Origin of the sequence: Sphingobacterium chuzhouense (assembly GCF_014692525.1) — a bacterium.
GTDB lineage: Bacteria > Bacteroidota > Bacteroidia > Sphingobacteriales > Sphingobacteriaceae > Sphingobacterium > Sphingobacterium chuzhouense.
This window is the reverse complement of sequence record NZ_JACNYL010000001.1, coordinates 1,423,625-1,449,978: the sequence shown is the minus strand read 5'-3', so window position 1 is coordinate 1,449,978 and position 26,354 is coordinate 1,423,625. Positions and strand designations below refer to the sequence as shown.

At 40.5% G+C, this 26,354-nt stretch carries 25 protein-coding genes; 14 read left to right on the top strand and 11 right to left on the bottom strand.

What is annotated here, in order from left to right:
* Positions 1 to 10: 10 nt before the first annotated feature.
* Entirely contained in the window at positions 11 to 202 is a 192-nt protein-coding gene (locus tag H8B21_RS05605; protein ID WP_093364840.1) for a cold-shock protein, read from the top strand.
* A 124-nt stretch (positions 203 to 326) separates the two neighbouring features.
* Here H8B21_RS05605 and H8B21_RS05600 read toward each other — a convergent pair whose 3' ends face one another.
* Positions 327 to 773: a DUF805 domain-containing protein gene (locus H8B21_RS05600; protein ID WP_190312762.1), complete on the bottom strand. Its 447-nt coding sequence runs from the start codon at positions 771 to 773 to the stop codon at positions 327 to 329.
* Positions 774 to 861: 88 nt separating this feature from the next.
* Positions 862 to 1,587, bottom strand: coding sequence for a DNA repair protein RecO (gene recO, locus H8B21_RS05595; RefSeq protein WP_190312761.1), 726 nt, complete (start codon positions 1,585 to 1,587; stop codon positions 862 to 864).
* A gap of 233 nt (positions 1,588 to 1,820) precedes the next feature.
* On the opposite strand from recO, the gene rpmB reads away from it, so the two are divergent.
* From rpmB to H8B21_RS05560, 7 genes are all read left to right on the top strand, one after another.
* Entirely contained in the window at positions 1,821 to 2,054 is a 234-nt protein-coding gene (gene rpmB / locus H8B21_RS05590; RefSeq protein ID WP_130142180.1) for a 50S ribosomal protein L28, read from the top strand.
* Positions 2,055 to 2,124: 70 nt separating this feature from the next.
* Entirely contained in the window at positions 2,125 to 2,307 is a 183-nt protein-coding gene (gene rpmG, locus H8B21_RS05585) for a 50S ribosomal protein L33 (RefSeq protein ID WP_002998409.1), read from the top strand.
* Positions 2,308 to 2,348: 41 nt separating this feature from the next.
* Complete coding sequence (locus tag H8B21_RS05580) at positions 2,349 to 2,510, top strand: DUF4295 domain-containing protein (protein WP_130142179.1); 162 nt, start codon at positions 2,349 to 2,351, stop codon at positions 2,508 to 2,510.
* Positions 2,511 to 2,620: 110 nt separating this feature from the next.
* Positions 2,621 to 3,583, top strand: a complete 963-nt coding sequence (ftsY, locus tag H8B21_RS05575) for a signal recognition particle-docking protein FtsY (RefSeq protein WP_190312760.1) — start codon at positions 2,621 to 2,623, stop codon at positions 3,581 to 3,583.
* A gap of 3 nt (positions 3,584 to 3,586) precedes the next feature.
* Positions 3,587 to 4,921, top strand: coding sequence for a 30S ribosomal protein S12 methylthiotransferase RimO (gene rimO / locus H8B21_RS05570; protein ID WP_190312759.1), 1,335 nt, complete (start codon positions 3,587 to 3,589; stop codon positions 4,919 to 4,921).
* A gap of 114 nt (positions 4,922 to 5,035) precedes the next feature.
* The gene (gene bshC, locus H8B21_RS05565; protein WP_190312758.1) at positions 5,036 to 6,625 is read left to right on the top strand and encodes a bacillithiol biosynthesis cysteine-adding enzyme BshC; all 1,590 of its coding nucleotides are present in this window, start codon (positions 5,036 to 5,038) and stop codon (positions 6,623 to 6,625) included.
* Positions 6,625 to 7,251, top strand: a complete 627-nt coding sequence (locus tag H8B21_RS05560; RefSeq protein ID WP_190312757.1) for a Crp/Fnr family transcriptional regulator — start codon at positions 6,625 to 6,627, stop codon at positions 7,249 to 7,251. Before bshC ends, H8B21_RS05560 begins: the two co-directional genes overlap by 1 nt.
* 6 nt (positions 7,252 to 7,257) lie before the next feature.
* Here the strand turns inward: H8B21_RS05560 and ctlX are convergent, their stop codons facing one another.
* Positions 7,258 to 8,169, bottom strand: coding sequence for a citrulline utilization hydrolase CtlX (gene ctlX, locus H8B21_RS05555; RefSeq protein ID WP_190312756.1), 912 nt, complete (start codon positions 8,167 to 8,169; stop codon positions 7,258 to 7,260).
* Positions 8,170 to 8,341: 172 nt separating this feature from the next.
* Positions 8,342 to 9,256, bottom strand: coding sequence for a dimethylarginine dimethylaminohydrolase family protein (locus H8B21_RS05550; RefSeq protein WP_190312755.1), 915 nt, complete (start codon positions 9,254 to 9,256; stop codon positions 8,342 to 8,344).
* A gap of 341 nt (positions 9,257 to 9,597) precedes the next feature.
* On the opposite strand from H8B21_RS05550, the gene gcvP reads away from it, so the two are divergent.
* From gcvP to H8B21_RS05530, 4 genes are all read left to right on the top strand, one after another.
* Positions 9,598 to 12,471 (top strand): aminomethyl-transferring glycine dehydrogenase, encoded by a 2,874-nt coding sequence (gene gcvP / locus H8B21_RS05545; RefSeq protein ID WP_190312754.1) that lies wholly within the window; start codon positions 9,598 to 9,600, stop codon positions 12,469 to 12,471.
* 104 nt (positions 12,472 to 12,575) lie between these two features.
* A complete protein-coding gene (locus H8B21_RS05540; RefSeq protein ID WP_190312753.1) occupies positions 12,576 to 13,325 on the top strand; it encodes a 3-keto-disaccharide hydrolase in 750 nt (249 codons plus the stop codon).
* A 60-nt stretch (positions 13,326 to 13,385) separates the two neighbouring features.
* Entirely contained in the window at positions 13,386 to 14,207 is an 822-nt protein-coding gene (locus tag H8B21_RS05535; RefSeq protein ID WP_190312752.1) for an N-acetylmuramoyl-L-alanine amidase, read from the top strand.
* 61 nt (positions 14,208 to 14,268) lie between these two features.
* Positions 14,269 to 14,946, top strand: coding sequence for a response regulator (locus tag H8B21_RS05530; RefSeq protein ID WP_190312751.1), 678 nt, complete (start codon positions 14,269 to 14,271; stop codon positions 14,944 to 14,946).
* Here H8B21_RS05530 and H8B21_RS05525 read toward each other — a convergent pair.
* Positions 14,943 to 16,862: a sensor histidine kinase gene (locus tag H8B21_RS05525; protein WP_190312750.1), complete on the bottom strand. Its 1,920-nt coding sequence runs from the start codon at positions 16,860 to 16,862 to the stop codon at positions 14,943 to 14,945. The two genes, H8B21_RS05530 and H8B21_RS05525, sit on opposite strands and share 4 nt — an antisense overlap.
* Positions 16,863 to 17,054: 192 nt before the next feature.
* On the opposite strand from H8B21_RS05525, the gene H8B21_RS05520 reads away from it, so the two are divergent.
* A complete protein-coding gene (locus tag H8B21_RS05520; RefSeq protein ID WP_190312749.1) occupies positions 17,055 to 17,846 on the top strand; it encodes a hypothetical protein in 792 nt (263 codons plus the stop codon).
* A gap of 9 nt (positions 17,847 to 17,855) precedes the next feature.
* On the opposite strand, the gene H8B21_RS05515 is transcribed toward H8B21_RS05520, so the two are convergent.
* The 5 genes from H8B21_RS05515 to H8B21_RS05495 form a co-directional block, all read right to left on the bottom strand.
* On the bottom strand, positions 17,856 to 19,169 hold the full coding sequence (locus H8B21_RS05515; RefSeq protein ID WP_190312748.1) for a nicotinamide mononucleotide adenylyltransferase: 1,314 nt from the start codon (positions 19,167 to 19,169) through the stop codon (positions 17,856 to 17,858).
* 71 nt (positions 19,170 to 19,240) lie between these two features.
* Positions 19,241 to 19,783: an NUDIX hydrolase gene (locus tag H8B21_RS05510; RefSeq protein WP_190312747.1), complete on the bottom strand. Its 543-nt coding sequence runs from the start codon at positions 19,781 to 19,783 to the stop codon at positions 19,241 to 19,243.
* A 2-nt stretch (positions 19,784 to 19,785) separates the two neighbouring features.
* Entirely contained in the window at positions 19,786 to 21,522 is a 1,737-nt protein-coding gene (locus H8B21_RS05505; protein WP_190312746.1) for a phospho-sugar mutase, read from the bottom strand.
* A 39-nt stretch (positions 21,523 to 21,561) separates the two neighbouring features.
* On the bottom strand, positions 21,562 to 22,191 hold the full coding sequence (locus H8B21_RS05500; RefSeq protein WP_190312745.1) for a hypothetical protein: 630 nt from the start codon (positions 22,189 to 22,191) through the stop codon (positions 21,562 to 21,564).
* Positions 22,192 to 22,194: 3 nt separating this feature from the next.
* A complete protein-coding gene (locus H8B21_RS05495) occupies positions 22,195 to 22,962 on the bottom strand; it encodes an enoyl-CoA hydratase/isomerase family protein (RefSeq protein ID WP_190312744.1) in 768 nt (255 codons plus the stop codon).
* A 93-nt stretch (positions 22,963 to 23,055) separates the two neighbouring features.
* Here H8B21_RS05495 and H8B21_RS05490 point away from each other — a divergent pair, with 93 nt between their 5' ends.
* Positions 23,056 to 23,580, top strand: coding sequence for an ExbD/TolR family protein (locus H8B21_RS05490; RefSeq protein ID WP_190312743.1), 525 nt, complete (start codon positions 23,056 to 23,058; stop codon positions 23,578 to 23,580).
* Between the two features lie 44 nt (positions 23,581 to 23,624).
* Here H8B21_RS05490 and H8B21_RS05485 read toward each other — a convergent pair whose 3' ends face one another.
* Positions 23,625 to 26,273 carry a TonB-dependent receptor gene (locus H8B21_RS05485; protein WP_190312742.1) on the bottom strand — a complete coding sequence of 883 codons (2,649 nt, stop codon included), beginning with the start codon at positions 26,271 to 26,273 and terminating at the stop codon, positions 23,625 to 23,627.
* Positions 26,274 to 26,354: the final 81 nt, after the last annotated feature.

Sequence of the window (26,354 nt, the reverse complement as noted above, 5' to 3'; positions counted from 1 at the left end):
CAATACAATAATGCAAGAAGGCGTAGTAAAATTCTTTAATGAAACCAAAGGTTTCGGTTTCATTATCCCTAACTCCGGCGAGAGTGAAATTTTTGTTCACGTGTCAGGACTAGTTGACAAAGTCCGTGAGAACGATCACGTATCTTACGAAGTAGAACAAGGCCGTAAAGGTCTTAATGCGGTAAATGTAAAGCTTATCTAATTTAGATTTCAAATATATTTATTGTAAAGGGCTGTTTTCCGAAGAGGGAAACAGCTTCTTTTTTGCTCTTATTTATAATTACAATAAAAAAGCCAGACTCCATTTTCGGTCTGGCTTTTTTATATTATACGTTAGGATTGTTCGTAAATGGATTGTTCCCTGGTGTCGGCGGGAAGTTGCCAAATGGATTGGGACCCTCGCCACTTTCTTTCGGATCAGGGCCAAATTCATTTGGACCTTTATCTCCTTCTTTGATCATCAGATAGAGGAAATACAAGTTGACAAGAGGGATAAAGGCAAATACAATGTACCACGTGGGACAACCAGTATCGTGAAGGCGACGTACACCCACAGCTAGATTGGGAATGAGTAATCCAAGAGAAACAAGCCCCATAATAATGGATACCAACCCGCCCAAAATAGAGCTGATATAAGAAAGTATAGCACTTACGATACCAAGAGCAACATAGATTAGCCAAACAAATAAAACGAACATCCAGAATTCTTTTCTGCGTGCCCGGCCGTCGAAGTTGGCGTAGTTTTCTTTTAATGTTTTCAGAAACCAGTCCATAACAGTAAATTTTAAGTGAAGTAAATAAGTAAACAAGTTTTGTTTTTGCTGTCTTAAAAATAACAATAAAAATGTTACATAGAAATATTTAGTTAAATATTTCTTCCAAGATGTATAATGAATTTACTTGGCCGAAGTTTTCGGTATGCAATCTATAAAACTCCAACACTTTTTCTACAAGATACTTTCTGTCATCCTTATTCATCTTGATACGGTATGATTCTTCGAAATGGACTTGCAGTAATTGGAGGAAAATCGATGTATGTGGTTCATGTAACACATGGCCGTGCGCAGGAAGGCTACTGCCAAATACACCTTCCAAGAGATTAAAGTACGGATATTTCTGGTTATGATGGTGCAAGGGTAAAAAACCGAGGAATCGACTTAACTTAATCAGGAAAATCAAATGAAAATTTGCTAGACGTTGATCTGTTTCATCCAACCATATAATTGATTGTTGTATGAAATTAAAAAGAAAGGCATCCGGTGATTGGTGACGAAGGACTTTGTATAGTATTTCGTTCAGAAACAGAGCTATCGAGCCCTTGGTGATGTCCATAGGTATTTCTTTCAATACCGGGCGTGGGCGTACTTCTTTGATGCGCTGTAACCCGTTAGTCTCCTTATAATATACAACAAGATCCAAGAGATGTAAAGGTTGAAAGAGGTTTGCTGAAATGCGTGCTTTAGGTTTTCTCGCCCCGTTTATGAGATAGGACTGCATGCCAAATGTTTCGGTGAAAATATGAACGACAATACTATTGTCTGCATAGTTGGTGGTCTTGAGAGCGATTCCTTGCGTTTTGTGAAGCATGTTGTAAAAAGACAAAGTTATATAATTTATGTTGATTCGTAATGAGTAAGAAGTGATGAGTAAAGAGTATGGAGTGGATTACAAAGTTACAACGGGATAGGTACAATTGTGGATTGTGGAAAACTTTAAAAAATATTATTTCATTGCTTGCAATTCACAAAAGAAATATGGATATTTGCAAACTCTTTGTGAAAAGAGCGATTTGGAGAAAACAATATTAAAAATCAAATATCATGTCAAGAATTTGTGATTTAACAGGCAAGGCGGCATTAACAGGGAATAACGTTTCACACTCGAACGTTAAAACTAAACGTAAGTTTTATCCTAACTTACAAACTAAACGTTTTTATATCCCGGAAGAAGATCGTTGGATTACACTAAAAGTATCTACTTCAGCAATCAAGACGATTAACAAAAAAGGAATTACAGCAGTAATTGATAAATTTATCAAAAAAGGATCTATTTAATCATTACCGCCTGTTATCAAAATATTCATGAAATCTGTCCGCCATCAGGCGGATCAAATAAAGTAAAACAATGGCAAAAAAGGGAAATAGAGTACAAGTAATCTTAGAGTGTACTGAGCACAAAGAAAGTGGTCTTCCGGGAATGTCTCGCTATATCACCACCAAGAACAAGAAAAATACTACGGAGCGTTTAGAATTGAAGAAATTCAATCCTGTACTCAGAAAAGTAACTGTTCACAAAGAAATTAAGTAATTAACGAGTTAGAGCATTAGCTCACAAAAAAATATAAAACAATGGCAAAGAAATCGGTTGCATCGTTACAAAAAGGAGGCGGTAAAGAATTTACCAAGGTTGTCGTAACTACTAAGTCTGCCAAAACGGGAGCTTATACCTTTAAAGAAGGTATGGTTCACAACGACAAGGTAAAAGAATTTGTAGCAGAAGCTGCAAAATAAGTTGCGCAGCAGCTATTCTTTTTTAAAGTTTTCTTTAAAAGATAAGAGAAGCCGTTTTGGTATGTACCGAAAGGGCTTTTTTAGTATATTTACCTTTTACTTTTTTCTCCATGGGATTATTTGATTTTTTTAAAAAGAAGCAGGAAACAGCAGAGGCGCAAGAAGCTTTAGATAAAGGTTTGGAAAAAACCAAAGAAGGGTTTTTCTCCAAAATAACCAAAGCTGTTGTTGGTAAATCGACTATTGATGATGAAGTTCTAGATAACCTCGAAGAAGTGCTCGTGATGTCGGATGTTGGCGTAACAACAACGCTGAAGATTGTTGACCGTATCCAACAACGTGTTGCTCGTGATAAGTACGTGGGTACAGAGGACCTAAATCGTCTGCTCAAAGAAGAAATACAAGCCCTATTGGCAGAAAATAACAGTAATGACTTCGAAACATTTGAATATGGTGCGCACAAACCGTATGTAATTATGGTCGTAGGTGTAAACGGTGTGGGAAAAACCACGACTATCGGTAAACTTGCCCACCAGTTGAAAGAAGCAGGAAATAAGGTTGTACTGGGTGCTGCAGATACTTTCCGCGCTGCGGCTGTAGATCAGATTAAATTGTGGGGTGAACGTGTTGGGGTACGTGTCGTGGCGCAGCCGATGGGCTCCGATCCGGCTTCGGTGGCGTATGATACCGTTAAATCGGCGGTGGCAAATGGTGATGACGTCGCTATAATAGATACAGCTGGTCGTTTGCATAATAAAGTGGGCTTGATGAACGAGTTGACCAAAATTAAAAATGTGATGCAAAAGGTCGTACCGGGCGCTCCTCATGAAATCCTGTTAGTACTAGATGCTTCAACAGGGCAAAACGCGATTGAGCAAGCGACACAATTTACACAGGCGACCGACGTCAATGCCTTAGCATTAACAAAGTTGGACGGTACGGCAAAAGGAGGGGTAGTTATTGGTATTTCAGATCAGTTTAAAATTCCTGTAAAATATATTGGTGTGGGTGAGAAGATCGGCGACCTGCAGCTATTTAATAAAAAGGATTTCGTCGATTCGTTGTTTAAGTAATAAATGAGAACAAAAAATAAAAAGGTTGCTCTTCAAGTGAGTAGGCCGAGGGTGAATGTCGTGACGTTGGGATGCTCCAAGAATATCCACGATTCTGAAGTGTTAATGGGGCAGCTGAAAGGCAACCAGATGGAAGTTGTGCATGAAGCTTCCAATATACAAACAAATGATATTGTCGTTATTAATACCTGTGGTTTTATTGATAATGCAAAGCAAGAGTCGATTGATACCATTTTGCAATATTCGGCTTTAAAGGAAGAAGGTAAGATAAATAAGGTTATCGTGACCGGTTGCTTATCCGAGCGGTATAAACCAGAACTTCAATCCGAGATTTCAAATGTTGATGCTTATTTTGGGACAAATGATCTTCCAGAATTGCTGACGACAATTGGGGCGGATTATCGACACGAACTATTGGGTGAACGTCTATTGTCCACGCCTTCACATTTTTCTTATTTCAAAATTGCAGAAGGGTGTAACCGTCCTTGTTCATTTTGCGCTATCCCGTTAATGCGCGGTAAGCATGTGTCTAAATCTATTGACGATTTAGTGAAAGAGGCGAAGTTTTTAGCGGCTAATGGAACGAAGGAATTGATACTGATCGCGCAGGATCTAACCTATTACGGGTTGGATATTTATGGAAAACGTAATCTGGTCGATTTATTACGTCATTTATCGGATGTAGATGGCATCGAATGGATTCGCCTCCAATATGCTTATCCATCTGGTTTTCCAATGGATATTTTGGATGCGATGAATGAGCGTTCGAATATCTGCAACTATTTGGATATGCCTTTACAGCATATTTCTGATGCCATGCTGAAATCGATGCGCCGTGGAACGACCAAACAAAAACAAATTGACCTGGTTAATCAAATCCGAGATAAAGTACCCGATATTGCCTTACGTACAACTTTAATATGCGGTTACCCCGGAGAAACGGAGCAGGACTTTAATGAAATGTTGGAATGGGTGGAAGAAACGCGATTTGACCGTTTAGGTTGTTTTACCTATTCACACGAAGAAAAAACACATGCCCATACCTTAGTAGATGACGTGCCACAAGAGGAGAAAGAGTCACGTGTAGAGCAAATTATGGAGGCTCAGCAGGGCATTTCGTACGAAATTAATCAAGATAAAATTGGACAAACGTTCAAGGTGCTTGTTGATCGTGTTGATGGTGATTATTTTATTGGCCGTACAGAGTATGATTCGCCGGAGGTCGACAATGAGGTCGTGCTGGATGCCAGAACGGATTACGCACGTATCGGAGATTTTGTCCAGGTAAAAGTGGAGCGGGCAGAGGATTTCGATTTATATGGAAAAGTAATTAAATAGACTTTCGTCAAACGTTTGCTATAATTTCGATATTCTCGTGGTGGCTTCGTACAAAAATATGTAAATTGTCCGCTCAAATCCGTAGATATTACGAGACGACACGAACAGCGTTAGATGAAAGCAACATACATTGATTACAGTGACACCGGTAGTTTTTCGCAGACACTATTAGCCTATCTTGCCAACGATGAACAGCTGGCACCTTTTTATGGTCAAGCACCTACACTGGAAGGGTTTAAACGACAGATTACTGATAAGCAGAACTTTCCGCACAGAAAATTATTAACCACTACACTTCGTGAGCAATACGGCTCGCTTTTAGCACAATCCCCCGAAGTGGAAGCTAACATCATGTTGTTGGGGGATAAAAAAACTTTTACCGTCACGACAGGGCATCAACTCAATATATTCACTGGCCCGCTTTATTTTATATTTAAGATTGTTACCGCGATACGACTGGCGAAAGATTTAAAAGAAGCCTATCCGGAATATTCATTCGTACCGGTCTATTGGATGGCCACCGAGGACCATGATTTCGCCGAAATCAATAACACCAAGGTATTCGGTAAGAAGATAATATGGGATACACCAACTATTTCTGCTACGGGGCGGATGTCCACACAAGATATTGCCGATACCGTGAAACAATATTGTGGTACGTTTGGGTTATCTGTGAACGGGGATAAATTAAAAACGATAGTAGAGGACGCTTATCTGCAAAATCAGTCTCTTGCAACCGCTACCCGGCATATGGTAAACGAACTGTTCAAACCGTACGGACTGGTGATTATTGATGCGGATAGTAAGGCCTTTAAGAAAGTTTTTACGCCAATTATAGGCCAAGATATTTTTGATGAAAATAGTTTTAAAGCTATTGACGATACCTCCAGAAAGTTGGAAAAGTTAGGTTATCATACCCAAGTTCATGCGCGGGAAATCAACTTCTTTTACTTAACGGATGAATTTCGAGAGCGTATCGTGCGTATGGAAGATGGCCGATTTGAAGTGCTGCATCGCGAGCTTTATTTTTCGGAAGAGGAGATGCGGGCAGAAATAGAACAATATCCCGAACGTTTTAGCCCGAATGTAGTAATGCGACCATTATATCAAGAGCTGATCCTACCAAATTTAGCGTATATCGGTGGAGGAGCGGAGATTGTGTATTGGCTGCAGCTGAAGGCTAACTTCGATTACTATCAAGTGCCGTTCCCTATTCTTGTTCCACGTAACTCGGCCATGATTACAGATGACAATGTCGCAGGAAAAATTTTTCGTTTGGATCTGACTTTCAAAAGCATATTTAAACCAACAGACGTATTAAAAAATGAATATGTTCGGCGTCATACAAAACATAGGTTGAACCTGCGTGACGAGTGGATGGAGTTTAATGCTATTTTCGGAAAGATTAAGCTGCGGGCGCATAAGATTGACCCGAGTCTTGGACCGAGCACGGAAGCGGTGAAGGCGCGCCTGAAAAAAGCGATTAATAATTTGGAGAAAAAGTTGCTGAAAGCCGATAAACATAATCATGAAGATGCTCTGATACAAATAGAGCGTGTGAAAGACAAACTGTTCCCTAATGGTGGGCTACAAGAGCGCACAGAAAACTTTGCTTCCTTATATCTGAAACACGGTGATGACCTTATTCGGGATCTGGAAAAATACTTTAATCCGTTAGATTTTAAATTTACGATTCTATATTAATGGCACTGACAGATATCAATTGGCGAGAGAGTAACTTTTATAGATATTATAAGGAGAAAGCTGAACTTTCCGAAGAGGTTTTTGAGCAACTTGTGCGTTATTTCTCGTTTAGGGAAATAACGCACAACCATTATCTGTTAAGAGCAGGAGAATTGAGTCAATATGCCTTTTTTGTAGAATCGGGTCTGTTGCAATCGTTTTCTCTGGATGAAAAAGGGGGAGAGCATATTTTACAATTTGCACCGGAGAACTGGATTATTTCAGATCGGGCGAGCCAGTATTTCAATAAGCCTACCGACTTCTATATCAAGGCGATCGAACCATCGGTAATTGTTTTTATACAACCGGAATTTATGGAAAAGGCGTCGCACTTAAGCCATGCTTTTGCATGTTTTATGGAAAACTCTTTACAGCGCAATATTTACATACAGCAGCAACGAATAAACTCACTATTAGCCATGAGTGCAAAGGAACGTTATCTGCTTTTTATGGATATGTACCCGAGTTTGCTACAACGCGTTCCCCAATGGATGATTGCTTCTTATCTTGGTATAACGCCAGAGAGCCTTAGTCGTGTGCGTAGAGAGTTATTATCTGAAAGAAGAACCAATAGAGGCAAGGAGTAAGCTAATCTAATAAAATACTTCCGCGAGCATACACCGTGCGCTGCCGCCTCCTCCCCTTTCAATGGTATCCAATGGACTATGTATAATTTGTCCCCAAGAACGTAGTAAGCTTAGCTGTTCCGTTGTGAAACTGTGATATGCTTGTGAACTCATCACAATATAAGCGCCTTCCGCAATAGACCGTACTTCGAGTATATTCCCCGCGAAGGACGTAACCTGTTCCTCCGATATATCGACAATCGTCTTTCCGGTTTCTTCTAACCGTTTAATCAAATTCCTTTTTTCATATATATTGTCGATGCTGTCAGTACATACGACGGCGAAGTATGTTCCTACCGACATCATTACATTAGTATGATAAATAGGTTTGCGCAAACCATCTACTGTTTGGTTGGCTTCAAAAATAAATAATTCATACCCCAGATCTAGACAAAATTGATGTGCAATACCGGCGTCAGCGCGGGGAGATAATGCACAGTAAGCTATTCGGTTTACACGGTCTAGAATCAGGCTGCCTGTTCCCTCTAAAAAACGGTTTTCTTTCTCGAAACCGGTATAATCTATGATATTATCAAACGTCAAGCCTTGCTGTTTCAACGGTTCCAAATAATCCAATTTACGTTCCCGCCGTCTGTTTTCAGCAAACATCGGATAGAGAACTGCTGTTCGCTTATGAAATGAAATACAATTGTTTGGGAAGATACTATCTGGAGTGTCATACTCTCCCTTATCCTGTATCACCAATGTATTTATTTTATGTGCGTTGAGGGTGTTTACAAAATTGTCAAACTCTTCTTGAGCCTGCTGAGCAGGCAGAGGTAACAGTAAATCTTCTTGAAAATAATTGTTTATGGCAGTCTCTTCGTTTTTCCGAAATCGAAAAGGCCGAACTAAAAGTAAAGTGTCTGTTGTTTGCATACCTACAAAAGATTACTATTTCCACACATGCACTATCCCCTTCCTTAACATTTAATGTCGCCTCAAAAGCTTTGGCAAATGTAAAACGCTATTTTTTGTACTATCCTCCATGCCAAAGGTTTTAAGCGACGATTTTTTTGGTTCTTTTTTGAGGTAAAAAAGAACATAAAGATTAATCTCGATGTAGCGGAAGGGTGGAGCAGCGCAATAAACCTTCTTGTTTACCAATTTCGTGATAAGGAACTTCTTCAACATGAAAGCCTTGATCTCTAAGCCAATAATTGAGTCGATCAAACCGCCGCTCGGTCACTACAACATCTTCTGAAATAGAAAATACGTTACTGTACATTTCGTACATTTCGTCTGCCGTTATAGTAAAAATGTTTTCTCCGCCGAAAATCTTGCGGAGATAAAGATAGTCTGTTGGATTCCGGAAACCACCGGGATAGATGATAGCTTTATCCCTGCCTACGGGTTGAAAGCAACAGTCTAGATGGAGAGCATTTTCCCTTGGGTTGGTCATCGATTTGATCAGATCGAATTCTTTCACAATTTTGTTGGGAAACATATCCTTCAAAAATTGTACGCCATTCATATTCGTTCTAGCGGTATTTATCGTCGGGTAATCGTCGCCTTTGTATGTACCTACAAAAAGGTATTCATTCCATAGGATGACATCGCCGCCTTCGATATGTACTTCCTCTGGCGCTTCCATAAAATTTTCTGGTTCGATTTGCTTCACAATATGCCCGATGGCTCGCCACTCTTCTGCACGGTCGGGTAGGATGTTAGCCTTTATAAAGAAGCGGTCTATGACAAAGCCGATATCGCGCGAGAATATTTGGTTTAAATCAGGTATCAACTCGGGGCGATATACTTTTACTCCATATCGCTCCAATACATCGTGGAAGGCGGATATCTCAAAAACCATATCCGACTCTACCGGATAGGTACCCGCCAATATATGTTCCAAAGACTTCGGATCATAAGCCTCTTCTGCTTTCGGAGCCGGCCCGTTTTGGTTCGCAATACCTAATACGACAGCCCTTAATCTTCCCGTTTCATTTGTCACCTGGAGTTTTATCATAAAGGGTGCTTTTTATTTACTACTGTCCTAAAGTTAAGCAATTTACGCTGCGAAGAATAATTTTTATGCCGAAATGTGTTATTGCTAAAATTCTTGTGAAAAGGTTAATAATTATGGAAATAAAACTGTTTTTGTTTTGATTTCGTTTAAAATATAGTCGTATCTATGAGAAATACTATAACTAAATTATAGGCTTGTGGCATTATACTCGGCTCTTGGTTCCTATTAATTTCGATGATTAAATCGTATCTTTGCGGTCTCAAAAAGTAAAAGATAGTATCTTTCTCAAAAGGTCTAAATAAGATGGTTTAGGACGGTGCTACGGAAAAGTTAAGCGCAAAATGAGCAACGTATTTTATCAAGAAAAGTTTCAGGATCGCCACAATGGCCCGAGGGCAGAAGAGGCTCAGGAAATGTTAAGCTATTTAGGAGTGCAATCCTTGGATCAATTAATCGAGCAGGCAGTTCCGAGCCAGATTAGGTTGAAGAAATCGCTAGCCTTGCCAAAGGCATTAAGCGAAAAAGCATATTTAGCTAAAATCCAGCGAATCGCAGATAAAAATAAGGTATTCAAATCTTATATCGGCCAAGGATATTATGACGTAACTGTTCCTGCTGTTATTCAGCGCAACGTATTGGAAAATCCAGGATGGTATACGCAGTATACACCGTATCAAGCGGAAATTGCCCAAGGACGCTTGCAGGCATTGTTAAATTTCCAGACAGCAATTTCTGACTTAACCGGACTTGAAATTGCGAATGCTTCCCTGTTGGACGAGGCTACGGCTGCTGCTGAAGCGATGTTTATGCTATACAGTGCACGGAAAAATAAAACGGCAAATGTATTTCTGGTAACGCCTAATATCTATCCACAGACATTGGATGTACTGCAAACGAGAGCGGTTCCGTTTGGTGTGGAGATACGGGTCGCTGATCTCGAAGAGGCGAACTTGACAGAAGACATATTTGCCGCGCTTATTCAGTATCCAGCGGCTGATGGTACGATTACGGATTATGCCGCTTTTTCCGAAGCAGCCCACGATAAAAATATCACCATATGCGCTATAGCCGATTTAATGTCGGTGGCGTTACTGACCCCTCCAGGAGAATGGGGTGCCGACGTTGTTGTCGGGAATTCACAGCGTTTTGGTGTACCGATGGGATTCGGTGGACCGCACGCCGCGTTCTTTGCGACAAAAGAAGCATATAAACGGAATATCCCCGGACGCATTATTGGTGTTACTTCTGATGCTAGCGGTAATTATGCACTGCGTATGGCATTACAGACAAGGGAACAACATATCCGTCGTGACAAGGCTTCTTCAAACATTTGTACAGCACAAGCGCTATTGGCGATCATGGCGTCATTCTACGCGGTGTACCATGGTCCACAAGGTATAAAAGATATAGCAACACGTATTAACGACTTAACTAAGTTATTAGACAAGGCATTGCAGGAACTTGGTTACGATCAAATTAACGAAACATATTTTGACACCTTACGTATCGCGGTTGATGATCATGTTGGTGCGTTGAAAGCGGAAGCCCTCAACAATGAACTGAATTTCTTTTATCATGATGGAATAGTTGGTATTTCCCTTGATGAAACTACCACTTTTGAAGACATTGAAACCATTGTGAAGGTTTTTGCCAAAATTAAAGGAAAATCGTGGAACGATGTTGAGTTACGCAGCATGGTAGACCAACTAGGATCTTCTATTCCCGCAGAAGCTGTGCGTACCTCTCCTTATCTTACCCATCCGATCTTTAACAGTTATCATTCCGAGAGTGAGATGCTTCGGTATATTAAATCATTGGAAGCGAAAGATCTATCTTTATGCCATTCTATGATTCCGTTGGGTTCTTGTACGATGAAACTCAATGCGACTACCGAGATGTTACCGTTGACATGGGCACATTTTGGCGGTCTGCATCCGTTTGCGCCTGTTGATCAGACATCCGGCTACATGCAACTCATCAATGAATTAAACGACTGGCTATCCGAAATCACAGGATTTGCGAAGATGTCGTTTCAGCCAAATTCGGGTGCTCAGGGTGAATATGCCGGTCTAATGGTTATCCGTGCATATCATGAAAGCCGAGGTGAGGAACATCGCAACGTTTGTTTAATTCCGGCGTCAGCACATGGAACAAATCCCGCCTCAGCATCTATGGCAGGATTGAAGGTAGTTGTTGTCAAATGTGATGCGTATGGTAATATCGACGTAGCGGATCTTCGGGCGAAAGCAGAAGAACACGCTGCAAACTTAAATTCCCTCATGGTAACTTATCCTTCAACGCATGGGGTTTTCGAGGAGTCGATTATCGAAATATGTGAAATTATTCACCAAAACGGTGGACAGGTATATATGGACGGTGCTAATATGAATGCGCAGGTAGGTTTGACCAGTCCCGGTTTTATCGGAGCAGACGTATGCCATTTAAACTTGCATAAGACTTTTTGTATCCCACATGGTGGAGGTGGCCCAGGTATGGGGCCAATTGGTGTCGCAGCACATCTGGTACCGTTTCTACCGAATCATGAGGTAGTAGAAATTTCGGGAGAGCAAGGTATTTCGGCTGTTTCGGCTGCTCCATTTGGATCGGCGTCCATCTTAACTATTTCGTATGCTTATATTGCGATGATGGGAGGAGAGGGGTTGACCGATGCAACCAAAACAGCTATCTTGAACGCAAATTATATAAAAGCACGTTTGGAAAGCTATTATCCGGTATTGTATGCGGGAGCAAATGGCCGTTGTGCACATGAAATGATATTGGATTGCCGTGCATTTAAGAGCGTAGGCATTGAAGTTGGCGATATCGCCAAACGTTTAATGGACTATGGTTTCCATGCGCCTACGGTATCTTTCCCTGTCGCAGGTACATTGATGGTAGAGCCGACCGAATCGGAATCCAAAGCGGAACTTGATCGTTTTTGCGATGCATTGATTGCTATACGATCTGAAATCGCCGCGGTGGAAGCTGGTGAGATTGATCAAAAGGATAATGTATTGAAACATGCGCCACATACAGCGGAGATTGTTTCTGCTGATGAATGGAACAGACCATATACACGTCAAATAGCCGCTTATCCGCTTCCTTATTTAAAAGTGAATAAATTCTGGCCTTCGGTAGGCCGGGTAAACGATTCACAAGGAGATAGAACATTGATTTGTTCATGTCCTTCTATCGAGGAATACGCGGAAGCCTAAGATAACCACCCTATTTGTCGAAAATAGGAGATGTCTGAAGAACTCCTGCAATTTTAAAATTGCAGGAGTTTTTTTATTTTTAAAGAAAACTTAATTCTTTTATCATGCATATATTGAAGATATTAACTTTTGTTGGACTACTTATTCTAAGCGGAGGAATGGTTTCTAATGCCCAAGAAATTCTTTTTGAGTTTGGAGAACGGAAGGATTTCAATACCTTGATAAATGGTGTTCCGGAAGCAAGGACATTAAAATGGATTGACGTTAATACGACCGATACGACTTGGTATCGCGAGGGAGATAAACTGGTATGTAAAGGGTTGCCGATCGGTGTGGTGCGTTCGGAAAAGATGTATCAAAATTTTATTATGCACGTGGAATGGCGTCACATGGAGAAAGGCGGAAACTCGGGGATCTTTGTTTGGTGCGATGCACAACCGGAAGAACATAATAGGCTACCTAGTGGCGTGGAAGTGCAGATGCTGGAGCTAGATTGGGTTAATCAAAACAAGCGGAATGGCGAAACGCCACCTATTGCTTACGTACACGGCGAACTTTTCGGAGCAGGGAAGGTAACTACGGTGCCGGATAACCCTAGAGGAGTGCGGAGCAAATCGATTGAAAACAGGTGTTTGGGTGTAGGAGAGTGGAATAAATATACCGTGGTCTGCGTTGACGGAACCATTAAACTCGCTGTTAACGGAAAATTTGTAAATGGTATACGTGAATCCTCTAAAAGAAAGGGATATTTATGCCTAGAGTCGGAGGGAGCCCAGATAGAGTTCAGGAATCTGCAGATTATCGAACTGAACGAGGGATATATCTTACCGGAACACATCGTGAAGGAGCTTTAGGAATTGGAGCATTTATTGCTTTGTTTAAATTAGGAGCAGAGAGGTAACAGAAAACTTTGAATGAAAAATATCTATATCTTTTTATTTAGCTGTGCAGCTTTGCTGTCGTCTTGTGGCGGTGGAAAATATGCGGCAACAGAAAAAATTTATAAAGCAAAGGCAGAAGAATTTGCTGAATTATATAAAGAAGCGACTGCAACGGGCCAATTGGAAAAGGTTATTGTTCCTGAAAAGGAATGGATAGCCTCCGTGAATTTTGGGATCAGAAAACCAAACTATGTTGTTCTTCACCATACAGCACAAAATTCTACGGAACAGACTGTCCGAACCTTCCATAACCAAAAGGTGGGCGTCAGTTCTCACTATGTAATTGGGCGCGATGGGAAAGTAATACAAATGGTAAATGATTTGTACAGAGGGCACCATGCAGGTGTAAGCAAATGGGGAAATGATACAGATCTCAACTCGTCATCCATTGGTATTGAATTGGACAATAACGGAACAACTGACCCTTGGCCAGATATTCAAATTAATGCGTTGATTAATTTATTGCGTTATCTGAAAGAAACCTACAAGATTCCGCAGGCAAATTTTATTGGGCATATGGATGTTTCGCCCGGTAGGAAGATAGACCCTTCTCGTTTTCCTTGGAAAATACTGGCAGATCAAGGTTTTGGATATTGGTATGATGATAACCTGGAAACGCCACCGGAAGGTTTTGATCCTAAATTGGCATTACGAATTATCGGATATAATATAACAAATTTAGATGCTGCCATTAAAGCATTTAAAGTTCATTATATTCAAGAAGAGACGACAGCAGCCGTTTTAAATGAAGAGGAATTGAAAATTCTGTATTCTATTTTTAAAAAGTATCTCTAGATAGCAGCTTGTGGCATTCGAGCTGAGAATGTCTACATATTCATGAGCCCAATTTTGAACGATGGAAGAAACGGAAACAACAGACAAATTAGATTTATTAATTGTCGACGACCAACAGATTATTGTGGATGGACTGGCTATGATTTTGGGTGGAGCGCCTCAATTCGGGAATATTATTGCGTGTACAGCAATATCCGAATTGATGAATGCCATAGAGAAGCATCGTCCGGATGTAATATTAATGGACTTCAATATGCCTGAGATAGATGGCATCCAGTGTATAGAAAAAATATTGGAACGTTTTCCAGAACAAAAAATCTTAATGCTGACCGGATATGATGATACGGAGCTCATACGCGAAGCCTTAAAAATAGGCGCATTGGGTTACGTGCTTAAAAACGTATCTAAAGAGGAGTTGATCATCGCTATCGAAACGGTAAACGATAGAAGAAGATACTTAGATCAGCAGGTACAGAATAGAGTGGTAGAGGCTTTTATATTAAACGAAGATACTAATGCTACTGGACAAGTGAGTAAAAACGACAGTGTTAAATTGTCTTCGAGGGAAATAGAAGTACTAAAATTGATTGCAGAAGGCAAATCCAGCAGTAAAATTGCCGAACAGTTATTTATCAGTATGAACACAGTAGATACGCATCGCAAAAATATGATGGCGAAATGCGGTGTGAACAAAGTAACCGAACTGATAACCTTTGCTACAAAGAATAATCTTATTTAGAGTAATGGCACGGTGATAACAATAAATGTACCTGTCCCTTCTTTGGAGTCGATTTCACAAGTACCACCCAAGAGCTGCGCACGTGAGAATATACCCTTTAAACCTAATCCGGTATGTTGCATCGCGTTATATTGAAAACCCTTACCATTATCTTCTAAGCTTACAATTAGGCGGTTGCCATCAGTTATGAGCTGAATGGTAATTTCAGAGGCATCAGCATGTTTCATGACATTGTTAATGAGCTCTTGAATTATCCGGTATAGATTAACCTGTAAATCCTCGGACAGTCTTTGAGATTCATATTGCTGAAAAAGTTGTATTTTCTTTTGCGGAAAAGAAGCTTTAATAGGATTGATAAGTTCTTGTATGGCTGCTTTGAGCCCTAATTTACTGAGGGATATCGGCATGAGATTGTGCGAAATCGTACGAATCTCGTGATGTACATGATCTACATCTCGCATAACCTCTTTTATTTTATCTTCAGAGAGATTTGAAGATTGGCTATCCGCCAGCATGGTGAGTTTCATACGGATAGATGAGAGTTGTACACCGCTGCTGTCATGCAGTTCTTGTGCAATTCTTTTTCTTTCTTGCTCCACGCTATCCATCAGCATTCTCGCACTTTTCTCTTTTTGTTTGCTGAGTTCCCAGGCCATGGCATTATTCTGTTCGTATAAATTATGGAAACGGGTCATCATCAGTGTAAAAACAATTAAAACTTCCCATATCATCGACCATATCATCAGGTTTTGGGTGGGGATTGTCCATAAGAATAAAGGCACGTTAGCAAGCAGTTGTAGCTCAGTTTCAAAATAGTATTCGCCTACTTGACGGAGACTGGAGGTTATAATGGCATAGGCATGTGGTGCAAAAGCAATCAAGAACCAAATCGTTTCGGTTTTATTTCGCTGATGTATCAATAGGAAAATGAGAATGTAAGTTACCAATATACCTGCAAGAGAGAATATAATGGGATTTAACGTTTGTAATACGGAAAAAAATGCTTTGGGTATCCATAAATGGGAGAGGCTGCACAAAGTCAAAACAAACGAACAGTAGATCAGGATTTTCAATATATTGTCTAACCGACGAAGCAATCTTCTCGTTACGAAATACTCCCGAAAAAAGGAGATTCCTGCAATAAGATATAGATTGGTGAAGAGGTAGCTCGCGATCTGTTGGAAGTTTGGCGAATTACTCCAGATATTTTTATACGACAATCCCAGGATGCAATAGGTATAAGCGGCACCTAAGAAAACATATATAAAAAAACTCCATTGTCTTTTTTGTTTTGTGATGATCAATACGATTCCTAATATCACGAGAAAAGTGGTCATGATAAAGAAGAAATAGGAGATGACATTGGATTCCTTAAGTGTATATTCTTTCCGGGCTTCGATATCCCATAACAACAGGTCGAAATTCAATGCAGCCAAGTCCGATTTAATCTTAAAAAAATAAGTGGCTTCCTCTTGTGAAGTAAGTGCGATTGGAAATAGCAGGTTTTGATGTTTGATGGGACGACTGTGGTAGACATGTTCTGCTCCGAGTGTCTCCAAATGGGCGATAACGGAATCCGTTCTTTTATACAGTTCTATATTACCCAAATTGGGAGTCGTACACTCTATGATAATGTTTCTATCGGAGGAATCTATGTTTCGTATATCCATCTTGATCCAATAGGTGCCGGCTTTCCTTCCTAGATTAAAAATTATCCCTTCGTGTTTGCGGAAGAGGCTATCAGCAGGAGGAAGAAATTCCTTATTCTCTGGATCATAATAAGTGTAAGAATAAGTGGAGAGTGGGATGTGGGACATCGAGTCTGGCAGAACGAAAACTTGTGCTTTCAGCTGGAACAACATTACAAAAAGGAGCCATACGAGCAGAAATTTCCGTTTAGACAACACCGTATTCATGACTCTAATTTACAATATATTCACGGTGAACGTATGCCAAAAGCTTCAATCTATCTTGTATAAGCTAAAAATCACTTGAATAGGGTAGTGTATTCACCCGAAAAGAGGAGGAGGAAAAAATCACCCAAACGGATGTTTTAACTTTTCGATTAAAGTCGTCTTTTTGGGTATAAACATTATAGAAAGGAGTTTATGATGAAAACGAATAAAAGAATACATCTGATAACGCTAGTATTTACCGTGTCTATCCTTTTATTAGCTTCTTGTAGCCGTTATTATTATCAGCCCAATGCGGTTAGTATGCCGATGTTGAAAGATAAGAACGATGCCAACTTAGCTGTCAATGGAAGGTTGGGGACTGGAAGTGCGGACAACAACCGAGACTATAGCTCGGTGTTTAATTTTCATGGGGCTTATTCCCCTGTTAAATATCTAGGACTGATGACGACGCTTTCGACATACAATTACAGTATGGCGAATGAAGATCCAAGTACGGGTGATGTAGACGCCTACGCGATGCTGTTTGAAGGCGGTGTCGGTGGATACTATCCTATCTTTGAAAGAAGCAATGGACTGGCATTGATTGCGGATACTTATGTGGGGTATGGGGGCGGACGACTTAACAGCGATGTAAATATGCGGTTCAACAGGACTTTTATCCAGCCAGGAATTCATCTGCGGTTTTCTTTCGTAGATGTAGGTATTGCGTTGCGGTATAGTGGTATTAAGTATACGAATTTTGACGCAAATGGTATGTCTGAAGAATATATCGAAAATCAAGGATTAACGAATATCACTGATGGACGGAAATCCTTTTTTGAACCGGCGTTTACGATACGGGGTGGATACAAATTCATCAAAGGCCAGTTCCAGATCGTAGGTGCTACGCCTATGCATGAAGATAAGTGGAAATCGAATAAATCTTTAGTCACATTTGGTGTGTTCTTTTCTATTGACGAGCTGATGAAGCTTAAAAGTAAGTAGTACACTACACTATACGGTCTTCACAAATTTCTCGTCGTAGTTTTCTATATCGATAATATATTTATTCTGTACCAGGAAGTCAAACAGTGGTTTGGCTTCTTCTGCTACAGGCATGTTTCTGGTCGTAATAATCTCATTTGTTTCCTTATCCAGATAAGGATAAGCATATAGCTTGACATCTTTACTGAACATGCCGGATATATAGGAAAGCAATTCATTCGTATACAGGTCTTTGTTGTAATTGTCTGTATTGAAGATATTCTTCAAGTTGGATGTATTGGTCGCAATACCAACGTGTTTGGGTCTGAATGTTTGGATAAACTCAGCGAGATGGTTATTGCGTCGGAAATTGGAGACCATAATGTTGTTGCCGGTTGAACAAAGGTATTCGGCACGCTCTGCGAAATAAGTGAGATCCTCGTTCGTGATTCGGTTTTCTTCGTCTAGCACGTTACCCATCAACACCTCGATTAAAACGACCGTATCTGCTGCTGTTCCTCCTGTATTCTTTTTGAATTGTTCTACTGCAAGATTGAAGAGGTCAAAGTTGGGGTTTGATTTTTGACGATACTTGGTGCGTAGAATGATGATATTTTTTTTGTACAAGTAATCTTTGATTTGAGCCGCGTGCGCATCTGGTCTGAAGATAGCTGCTTTAGCGAATCCTTTGGCAATGAGATAAAGGTTGAGAAGTCTTTCATTGGCATGTTCGAAAACAGGTCCCGATACTTTAACTAAATCTATTTCGACTGATCCGATAGAAAGATTGTCGACAAGTGATTCAATCATGGTTTGCGGATCTTCTGCATAATAGTACGCTGCAAAAATGAGATTAACACCTAAAATTCCCAATACCTTGGTTTGTAGACGAGAATCACTGTCCAATAAACGGATATGGACAACGATATCATTGACTGGACCGTCTACCTCATGTTGAAAACGTATGCCGATCCATCCGTGCGGATCGTTGGTTTTGGTAAAATTGAGTGTAGTAACGGTATCGGCAAAAGCAAAGAATTTTTTTGATTTATACTTTTCTCCTTGCAAACGCTCGGTCAGTAAATTAAACTCGTGCGTTAGCATTTTGATTAAACGGGTACGGCTCACATAACGACCGGATTCCTCCACGCCATATATAGCGTCACTAAAAGCCATGTCGTAAGCCGACATCGTTTTTGCAATGGTTCCCGAAGCGGCTCCGGCGCCAAAAAAGTTGCGGGCGACTTCCTGCCCAGCACCAATTTCAGCAAAGGTGCCATAAATATCGGGATTGAGGTTAATTTTTAATGCTTTCCGTTTGGTTTCAAAAATCTCTCTTGCCATATTGCAAAGGTACAAAAATATTGAATATTATTCTGTTTATGGGGGCGTTCTGAAAATAAAATTGGGTTTTGCTAAAGCAAACCCAATTTTTGAAAAGAATAAAATAGCGCAGAAGCATGCAATGCCTGCCCTATTTTATTGCCAAAAAGAAACTGTTTAGCTTCTTCTATTCCCATAATCACGACGTCGATATCTTCTGAGCTGTCCAATTGTTGCTCTTGAATTTTCTTTCCGCCTTTCAATACATAGGTGTACGTTAGATTTCCACTCGTTGCCGGGTTGGCGTATAACTCGCATATATATTCAATAGATTCAAAAACATAGCCTGTTTCTTCCAAAAGTTCACGATGTGCTGCTTCTTCCGGTGCCTCGCCGTCATCGACTACGCCGGCGGGAAGTTCTACCATAATCTTGTTGGCGCCATGTCTATACTGCCGGACAAAGAGTAGCTGATCGTCTTCCGTAAATGCTACCATATTGACCCAAGTGGGATATTCCAGGACATAGTACTCGTCTTTAATATTGCCGTTTGGGAGTTGCAGTTTATCAACGCGCAAAGTTGCCCAAGGACGCTGGATAATATACTTTGAATCTAATAAAGTCCATTTCTCCATAATCAATCTTTCACGATGTCAGCCATAATTCGTTTTACTTTGTCTTCCAGCTTCGCTAGTACTTGCTCGTAAGCATCCCTGGAATCGAGATTCTCTTTAACAGAACAATAGAACTTAATTTTAGGTTCAGTACCTGACGGTCGGGCAGAGATAACATCGCCATCAATTGTAATGAATTGAAGTACATCTGATTTTGGTAGATCTATAGTCGTTTTCGTTCCATCGGCCAATACATGTGTGACACTGGTAGAATAATCACGGATTTCTTTAACTTTTATGCCGCCCAATGATTGTGGAGGATTGGCGCGTAAATCCGCCATCATCTGCTTGATTTCGTCGGCGCCTGCTTTTCCTTTCTTGGTAAGCGAGATAAGTTTTTCCTGATAGCAGCCATAGTTTTCGTAAAGCTCCAATAATACTTCGAATACCGTTTTTCCCTGCGTTTTAAAATAAGCAGCCATCTCTGCGATAAAGGCACAGGCATTTACTGCGTCTTTGTCTCGAACTAAATCGCCAACCAAGAAACCGTAACTTTCTTCGCCGCCAACCAGATAGTTTTCTTTTCCCTCCAGTTTCGTCATAATTTCACCGATGAATTTAAATCCGGTCAGCGTTTCGTAATGCTTCACACCGAAGCTATTGCCGATATCGCTCATGAGGTTGGATGTCACAATCGTTTTCACGATAAAATCGTTATCCTGCAGGTCGCCTTTCGCTTTTTTGGACGATAGTACATAATAAATAAGTAAGCTACCAATCTGATTCCCATTTAGTAGCTGTATCTCGCCTTTATGATTCTTTACTGCCAAACCAACACGATCCGCATCGGGGTCGGTAGCCATCACAATATCCGCATCTAAAGCCTCTCCCTTTTGTTTCGCCATCGTCATTGCTTCTTCCTCTTCGGGGTTTGGATAGATTACTGTTGGAAAGTTTCCGTCCGATCTGATTTGTTCTTCCACAACCTGCACATTGGTGAAACCCCATGCGGAAAGCATCTTAGGTACGATTACGCCCGTCCCGTGGATGGGTGAGAAGACTATCGTCAGATCTTTCTGTGCAGATACAGCTTCTGGATGTATACTTAATTTTTTGTTCTCGTCGATATAGAGTCTATCAAAGTCTTCATCCACGAGGGTAATATTATTGTTATCGCGCTCAAACTTAATATCGTTTACGGATTGTATGGCGTTGACCTCATTGATTACGTTTTTATCATGTGGTGCTACCAATTGTCCGCCATCATTCCAGTAAGCTTTGTATCCGTTGTACTCCTTTGGATTGTGAGAGGCTGTTAACATAACCCCACCTTGACATCCAAAATGCCGGACAGCAAAGGAAAGCATGGGGGTTGGACGAAGCTCTTTAAATAGGTAGACATGGATACCATTTGCCGAGAAAACATCCGCTACCAGATGTCCTAGTTGTTGCGAATTGTTTCGGCAGTCATAACTTACCGCCACCTTGATAGCTTGATTTGAAAATTGTTTTTTAAGATAATTTGCTAGACCCTGTGTTGCTTTGCCAATGGTATATTTATTAATTCGGTTCGATCCAACACCCATAATACCACGCAGACCCCCGGTTCCAAATTCCAGTTCTTTGTAAAACGCGTCAATCAATTCTGTTTCTTCGTTGCTGTCCACAAGTTTTTGAACCTGTGAAACAGTATCATTATCATATTCTGCGCCAAGCCACTGCTGAATACGATTTCTTGTTTCAATGTCTATACTGTTCATATCGTAAGTTTATCTAAAATTTAAGTCTACTTGGTTATTTTATGCATCACACCCACCATAAGCACGATCAAGCACAAACACGTACCATTTATCTTGGTATTTTTTTACGTGGAAAATTAAGTTTTCGTCCTTAGTTAAAATAACACGAAAGGTATCTTTTTCTAGCTGTTTTATTTCCGTGAGTTCATCGTCGCTTATGCCATTAAACTCATGGTCAAAGGTTGCTATTGTTGTAAGTTGATTTGCCTGAGAAGTGGTATCGCAGAAGAATCCCAACTTATCCCATTTTTCTTCTCCGCAATCAAAAACAGGAAGTTTTTCAAATGTGAGCGCGTAGTCGTTTTCAAAAGTTACGTAGGGAAAATATTCGGGCGTCGGTCGGCTGAAATCAATGCTATCGAGCTTTTCATACGTATCGGCGGCTCCCGGACGATAAATCACATATAAGCCCAAATCAGGATGTATAAGTGCATTTGCTTTTTCTTTATCTTGGCTGAGATACGCTCTTGTAAAGCGAGTGATGACTTCACTGATTCCTTGTGTATCCTCCGGAAATATAGCTGTGGGAGTATCCATAGTGTCCTTTGTCTCCTCCGTTTTTTTATTGGACGAGGTGCAGGACGTCATTAAAATGACATAGCAGCATATAAAAATAGAAATGTTCTTCATCTTTTATCCTTGTTTCGTGAGATTATTGATAATAGTTTTCAATATATGCCGTGTTGATGGTTTCCACCATTGTGTTAACATTTGTTGTACCACTTCTGTTTTGTTTTCGTTGATGTGCTGTAGCAAATGTTTGCGCATATTCAATTTTGTTGTTCCCCAAGCTTGGCGTTCGAATTGTGTCCATGATTTTGCTTTTCGAGCAGCTGTAGTATGGATGCGGTCTGTCGGAACAACCTCGTCGATAAGACCGCTTTGTAGCGCCTCAGCAGGAGAGAGAAGCTTTCCATCTAAGAGGTATCGATAAGCTTGGGCTTGTCCTAACCATAGACTGTAGAGGTCGAAGATGCTTGGCGGCACAATTAGGCCGACGGGAACTTCATTTAATCCGATAATAAACTCTCCTTCTGCCATAATACGATAGTCACAACAGATGGCCAAAACACATCCACCGGCAGGTGCGTGTCCTGTAACAGAAGCAATGGTTGGTTTGGGAAAAGAAGCAAGCTTGTATATTAAATCGATAAATGTTTCCCACAGGTTTTTTATCTGCTCTTCATTGTATTCGTATAGCGTGATCAGATCAAGCCCAGCAGAAAAGAAACCCTCTTTGCCGTGAAGAATAATAGCCTCCACTGCGGGATCTTCTTTCGCACGTTCCAATTCACTTATTAGTTCCTGCATCATTTCTAAATGCATGGCGTTGGATTTTCCTCGGTCAAGTCCCACGTAAGTGATATGTTCGGTTGTTTGTGCTTTGATGAATTCGCCCATAATATTCTTTTGTGCTATTTTATGGAAAAATAAGCAAAAAACCATCAATATTATAAATAAATAACCAAGTCTCACTTTTTAAAACAATACATTATGGCAGAATTAACGAACAATCAAAAAACTGGAGGCAAGAAAGAACGTAGGAGTATTCGAAACAGGCCTATGCCTAAAGTAGATTTGACAGCAATGGTTGACTTGGCATTCCTCTTAATTACCTTTTTTATGCTCACCACCTCGCTGAATACACCCAACCAACTGGATATCGCGATGCCAGATAAAGGGCCTATAACGGAGCCAATTTTACTGAGTGAAGATCGAGTGCTGAACCTTCTGTTAGGCGAAAATAATGAATTAACGTATTATCGCGGCACTGCGGAATCACCCAAAAGCAGTCCGCAAAAAGTAGCATATGGAAAACTGGGTTTAGGAGAGCTGCTGGCGAAGATGGCTGTTGAGGTGAAACAAGCAACGAATGGACAGGATATTATTGTATTGATTAAGCCGGGTGAAGCATCGATAGCACGAAATCTTGTAGATGCCGTAGATGCGGTGCAACGCGCAGCAATCGGTCGTTATATGATAACGAAGATTAACGATGTGGAGAAAACAATGATGTAACCAGAACGACCTGTAATACGCAATTTGCATATTATAGGTCGTTCTTATTTTACGTCAACAGTCAGTGTTTTTCGTCCCAATCTTCCGTTAAAATCCAACCCTTCTATGGTTATAAGGTATTCACCGGCCTCATCAGAAGTATAAAAGTCAAAAGTCGCTTTACCCTGCTCATTCGTTATGATATTGGGTTCCCAATGGATGGTAGTTCGGAAATCTTGATTAAGTGTTGTTTCAGAACCGGGTTCGTAAACGGGCTTGTAAAATGTTTTCTGAATATGGAAACCTTTTGGTTGTACTGTCGCGATACCTTTAGGGGTGTAGCTGCTTCGCATGGCGTCGGCTCCTGTTTTTGAAGTAATGATGATAAGACCGTTTCCACCGTAGGAGCCATAAATGGCGGTGTAATTTACATTACGTAGCACTTCTACACTTTGCACGTCCATAGGGTTGATCATGGATAACATATCGCTTTCGACGTACATTCCATCCAATATAACCTGCATTTCGCCTCCTCCGCGAGTGGTATATGGTATGCCGTTTCGGAACATTACCCCCATTAGGCGTCCATTCAGGCACATTTCCAATGTGGTACAAGTGGTTAAATCCTCGGCAGAGATAACTTGGTCTGCGTTACCGGGGCCATTGAGATTTGCGGAACTTTCGGAAGCCTTATGTCGTGGGCGTTGGGCAGTTACGATAACCTCTTCAATCGCAATAGATTTTTCCATAAGCCCTTGCGCTTCTAGCCCCGAAAAATATTTCTTACTGTTAAGAAGTTCGTCGACAAAGGTCGCGTTCACATTATTTTGTTCGCCGGGAGCATTTTTGTTAGGATCAATAACGGGCGAAGTTTCTTCAGGCACAATAATGTCGATATTATTCTTGCCTTTTTCGTCTTTCGCTGTTATCAAAAATTTAATGCTGTCGGGAAAAAATAAATTGTCAAACTCGAAATAGCCTTCTTCATTCGCCACCGTATCGATAAACTCCATAAAATTGTGTGTTGGCACTAAGACCATGTTGGCTTTTGGAACCGGCGCTTTTCGGCCGAGTTTTCGGACTTCACCCTTGATGGATATGCTCTTCTCAGGAGAAAAAGCAGGTTCACTGATTTCTAAGGGAGCGGTTATATCTATTTTACGCCAACCTTGTGTTAAAAGTAGATTGTCTATATCGCTGGTTTTTATCTCGCCGTCAAAATAGTAGCCGGGGTTTTCGATATACCCCTTTATATCTGCACTTAATAACAGCGATGAGAGAATGTTGGGCGCTATTTTAGGGTTATCTTTTAATTTGGAGGTGTTGACTACTGAAGCGGATAAAACCGAAGTCCGTATAGTATCTGATGGATCTCCCGTTTCAAGAGACACGGTTATTTGTTTTCTTTTGGTACTCGTTGGTGTATTGATATCCGTTACAAGAGGTAGCGCTTTCTTTTCATTATAGACAAAAACAGGTCTTTCTATCAGAGGCTCTAGTTTGCTGTTTAGAATACTGATAGTTAATATCCCGTTGGGTAAATCAGTTTTAGGTACGGAAAAGACGAGTTCTGATTTGGAGGCAGGTTGTTTCGATGCATAGTATACATTTCCCATGTTTTGTGCTACAAAATAGATTTCACTACCATCTTGCTTATCGGTACTTACATTTACTTGTGCAAACAGTTTATCACTATTTCCATTGTTTATTTGGATATTACAGCCGGAAGAAAGGGGGATGGGAAGTTCCGATTTTATAGTCGTTCCATCATCGAATGTGGTATATGCAACCATGGGTTCTGTATTTTGGATAAATAGCGGAGCCGAGCCCATACCTAGGATGTTGGTTTCGATGGTTGCTGCGGTATCACCCGTCGTTGTTAATACAGTCGTTCGACTCTCGATGCCAAGTCCGTTGGGTTTTAGTGCTTTGACAGCGATTCTATTGATGCTGTTGGCTAATAAGTTTCCTCCTTCTGGAAAAAATTGTATACTATTCTCTAAAACTGTTGCTTTAGGTAATTTGAAGATTTTTTCGACAGGCGCTTTTGCTTTATTCGTAAAATTAATAGAAAGTCTGGCCTCGGCATAATCATCTTTAAAAGGAATCTCCAACTGACCTTGGTCGTTGGTTTTAACGCGACCTTTTCTTAAGTTCTTGCCCCTCGGGGAAATAATTTCATATCGTACGACCTCCTCTGCCAATGGAGCGCCTTGGATATCCTGTAATTGGATGGTATAGTTGCTATTATCTAGATAAGAGCGGGAAAGGACGTTATCTAATCTACCGTTGCTCACCTGTATATTCTCGTTAAAGAAATAAATAGAGCTATCATTGCGCATCCAGTTGGTATAAGCTCGAATACGGTATGTCCCTTCAATTAAGGTGTCGGTCAATGTGATGTCGCCCATCCCGAGGCCCGTTAATATAGGGATTCGTATACTCGAAACAACTTCTTCTTTTGGGTTGAGGAGTTCTACATAAGCAATTTTGCTAATGTTGGACAAAAGATTGTCTATTCCCACTGTAGTATAGGCTTTGAACCAAATTGTTTCCCCTGCAGTATAGCTATATTTATCGATATGGAGATATAACTTTTCAATAGGACGGGAATCATGGTATGCATTTATTTTAGCCAGAAGACCTTGTAAATCTTGTGCTTTTACACCGATTGTAACTAGCGTAAAAAAGCACAATAAAAGAAGTCTTTTCATGTTCATAACAGGTGAAATTTGCACTCAAAATACGAAAAAAATCAGTATACATCATTATTTTTTTGATGATTATTAATCAAC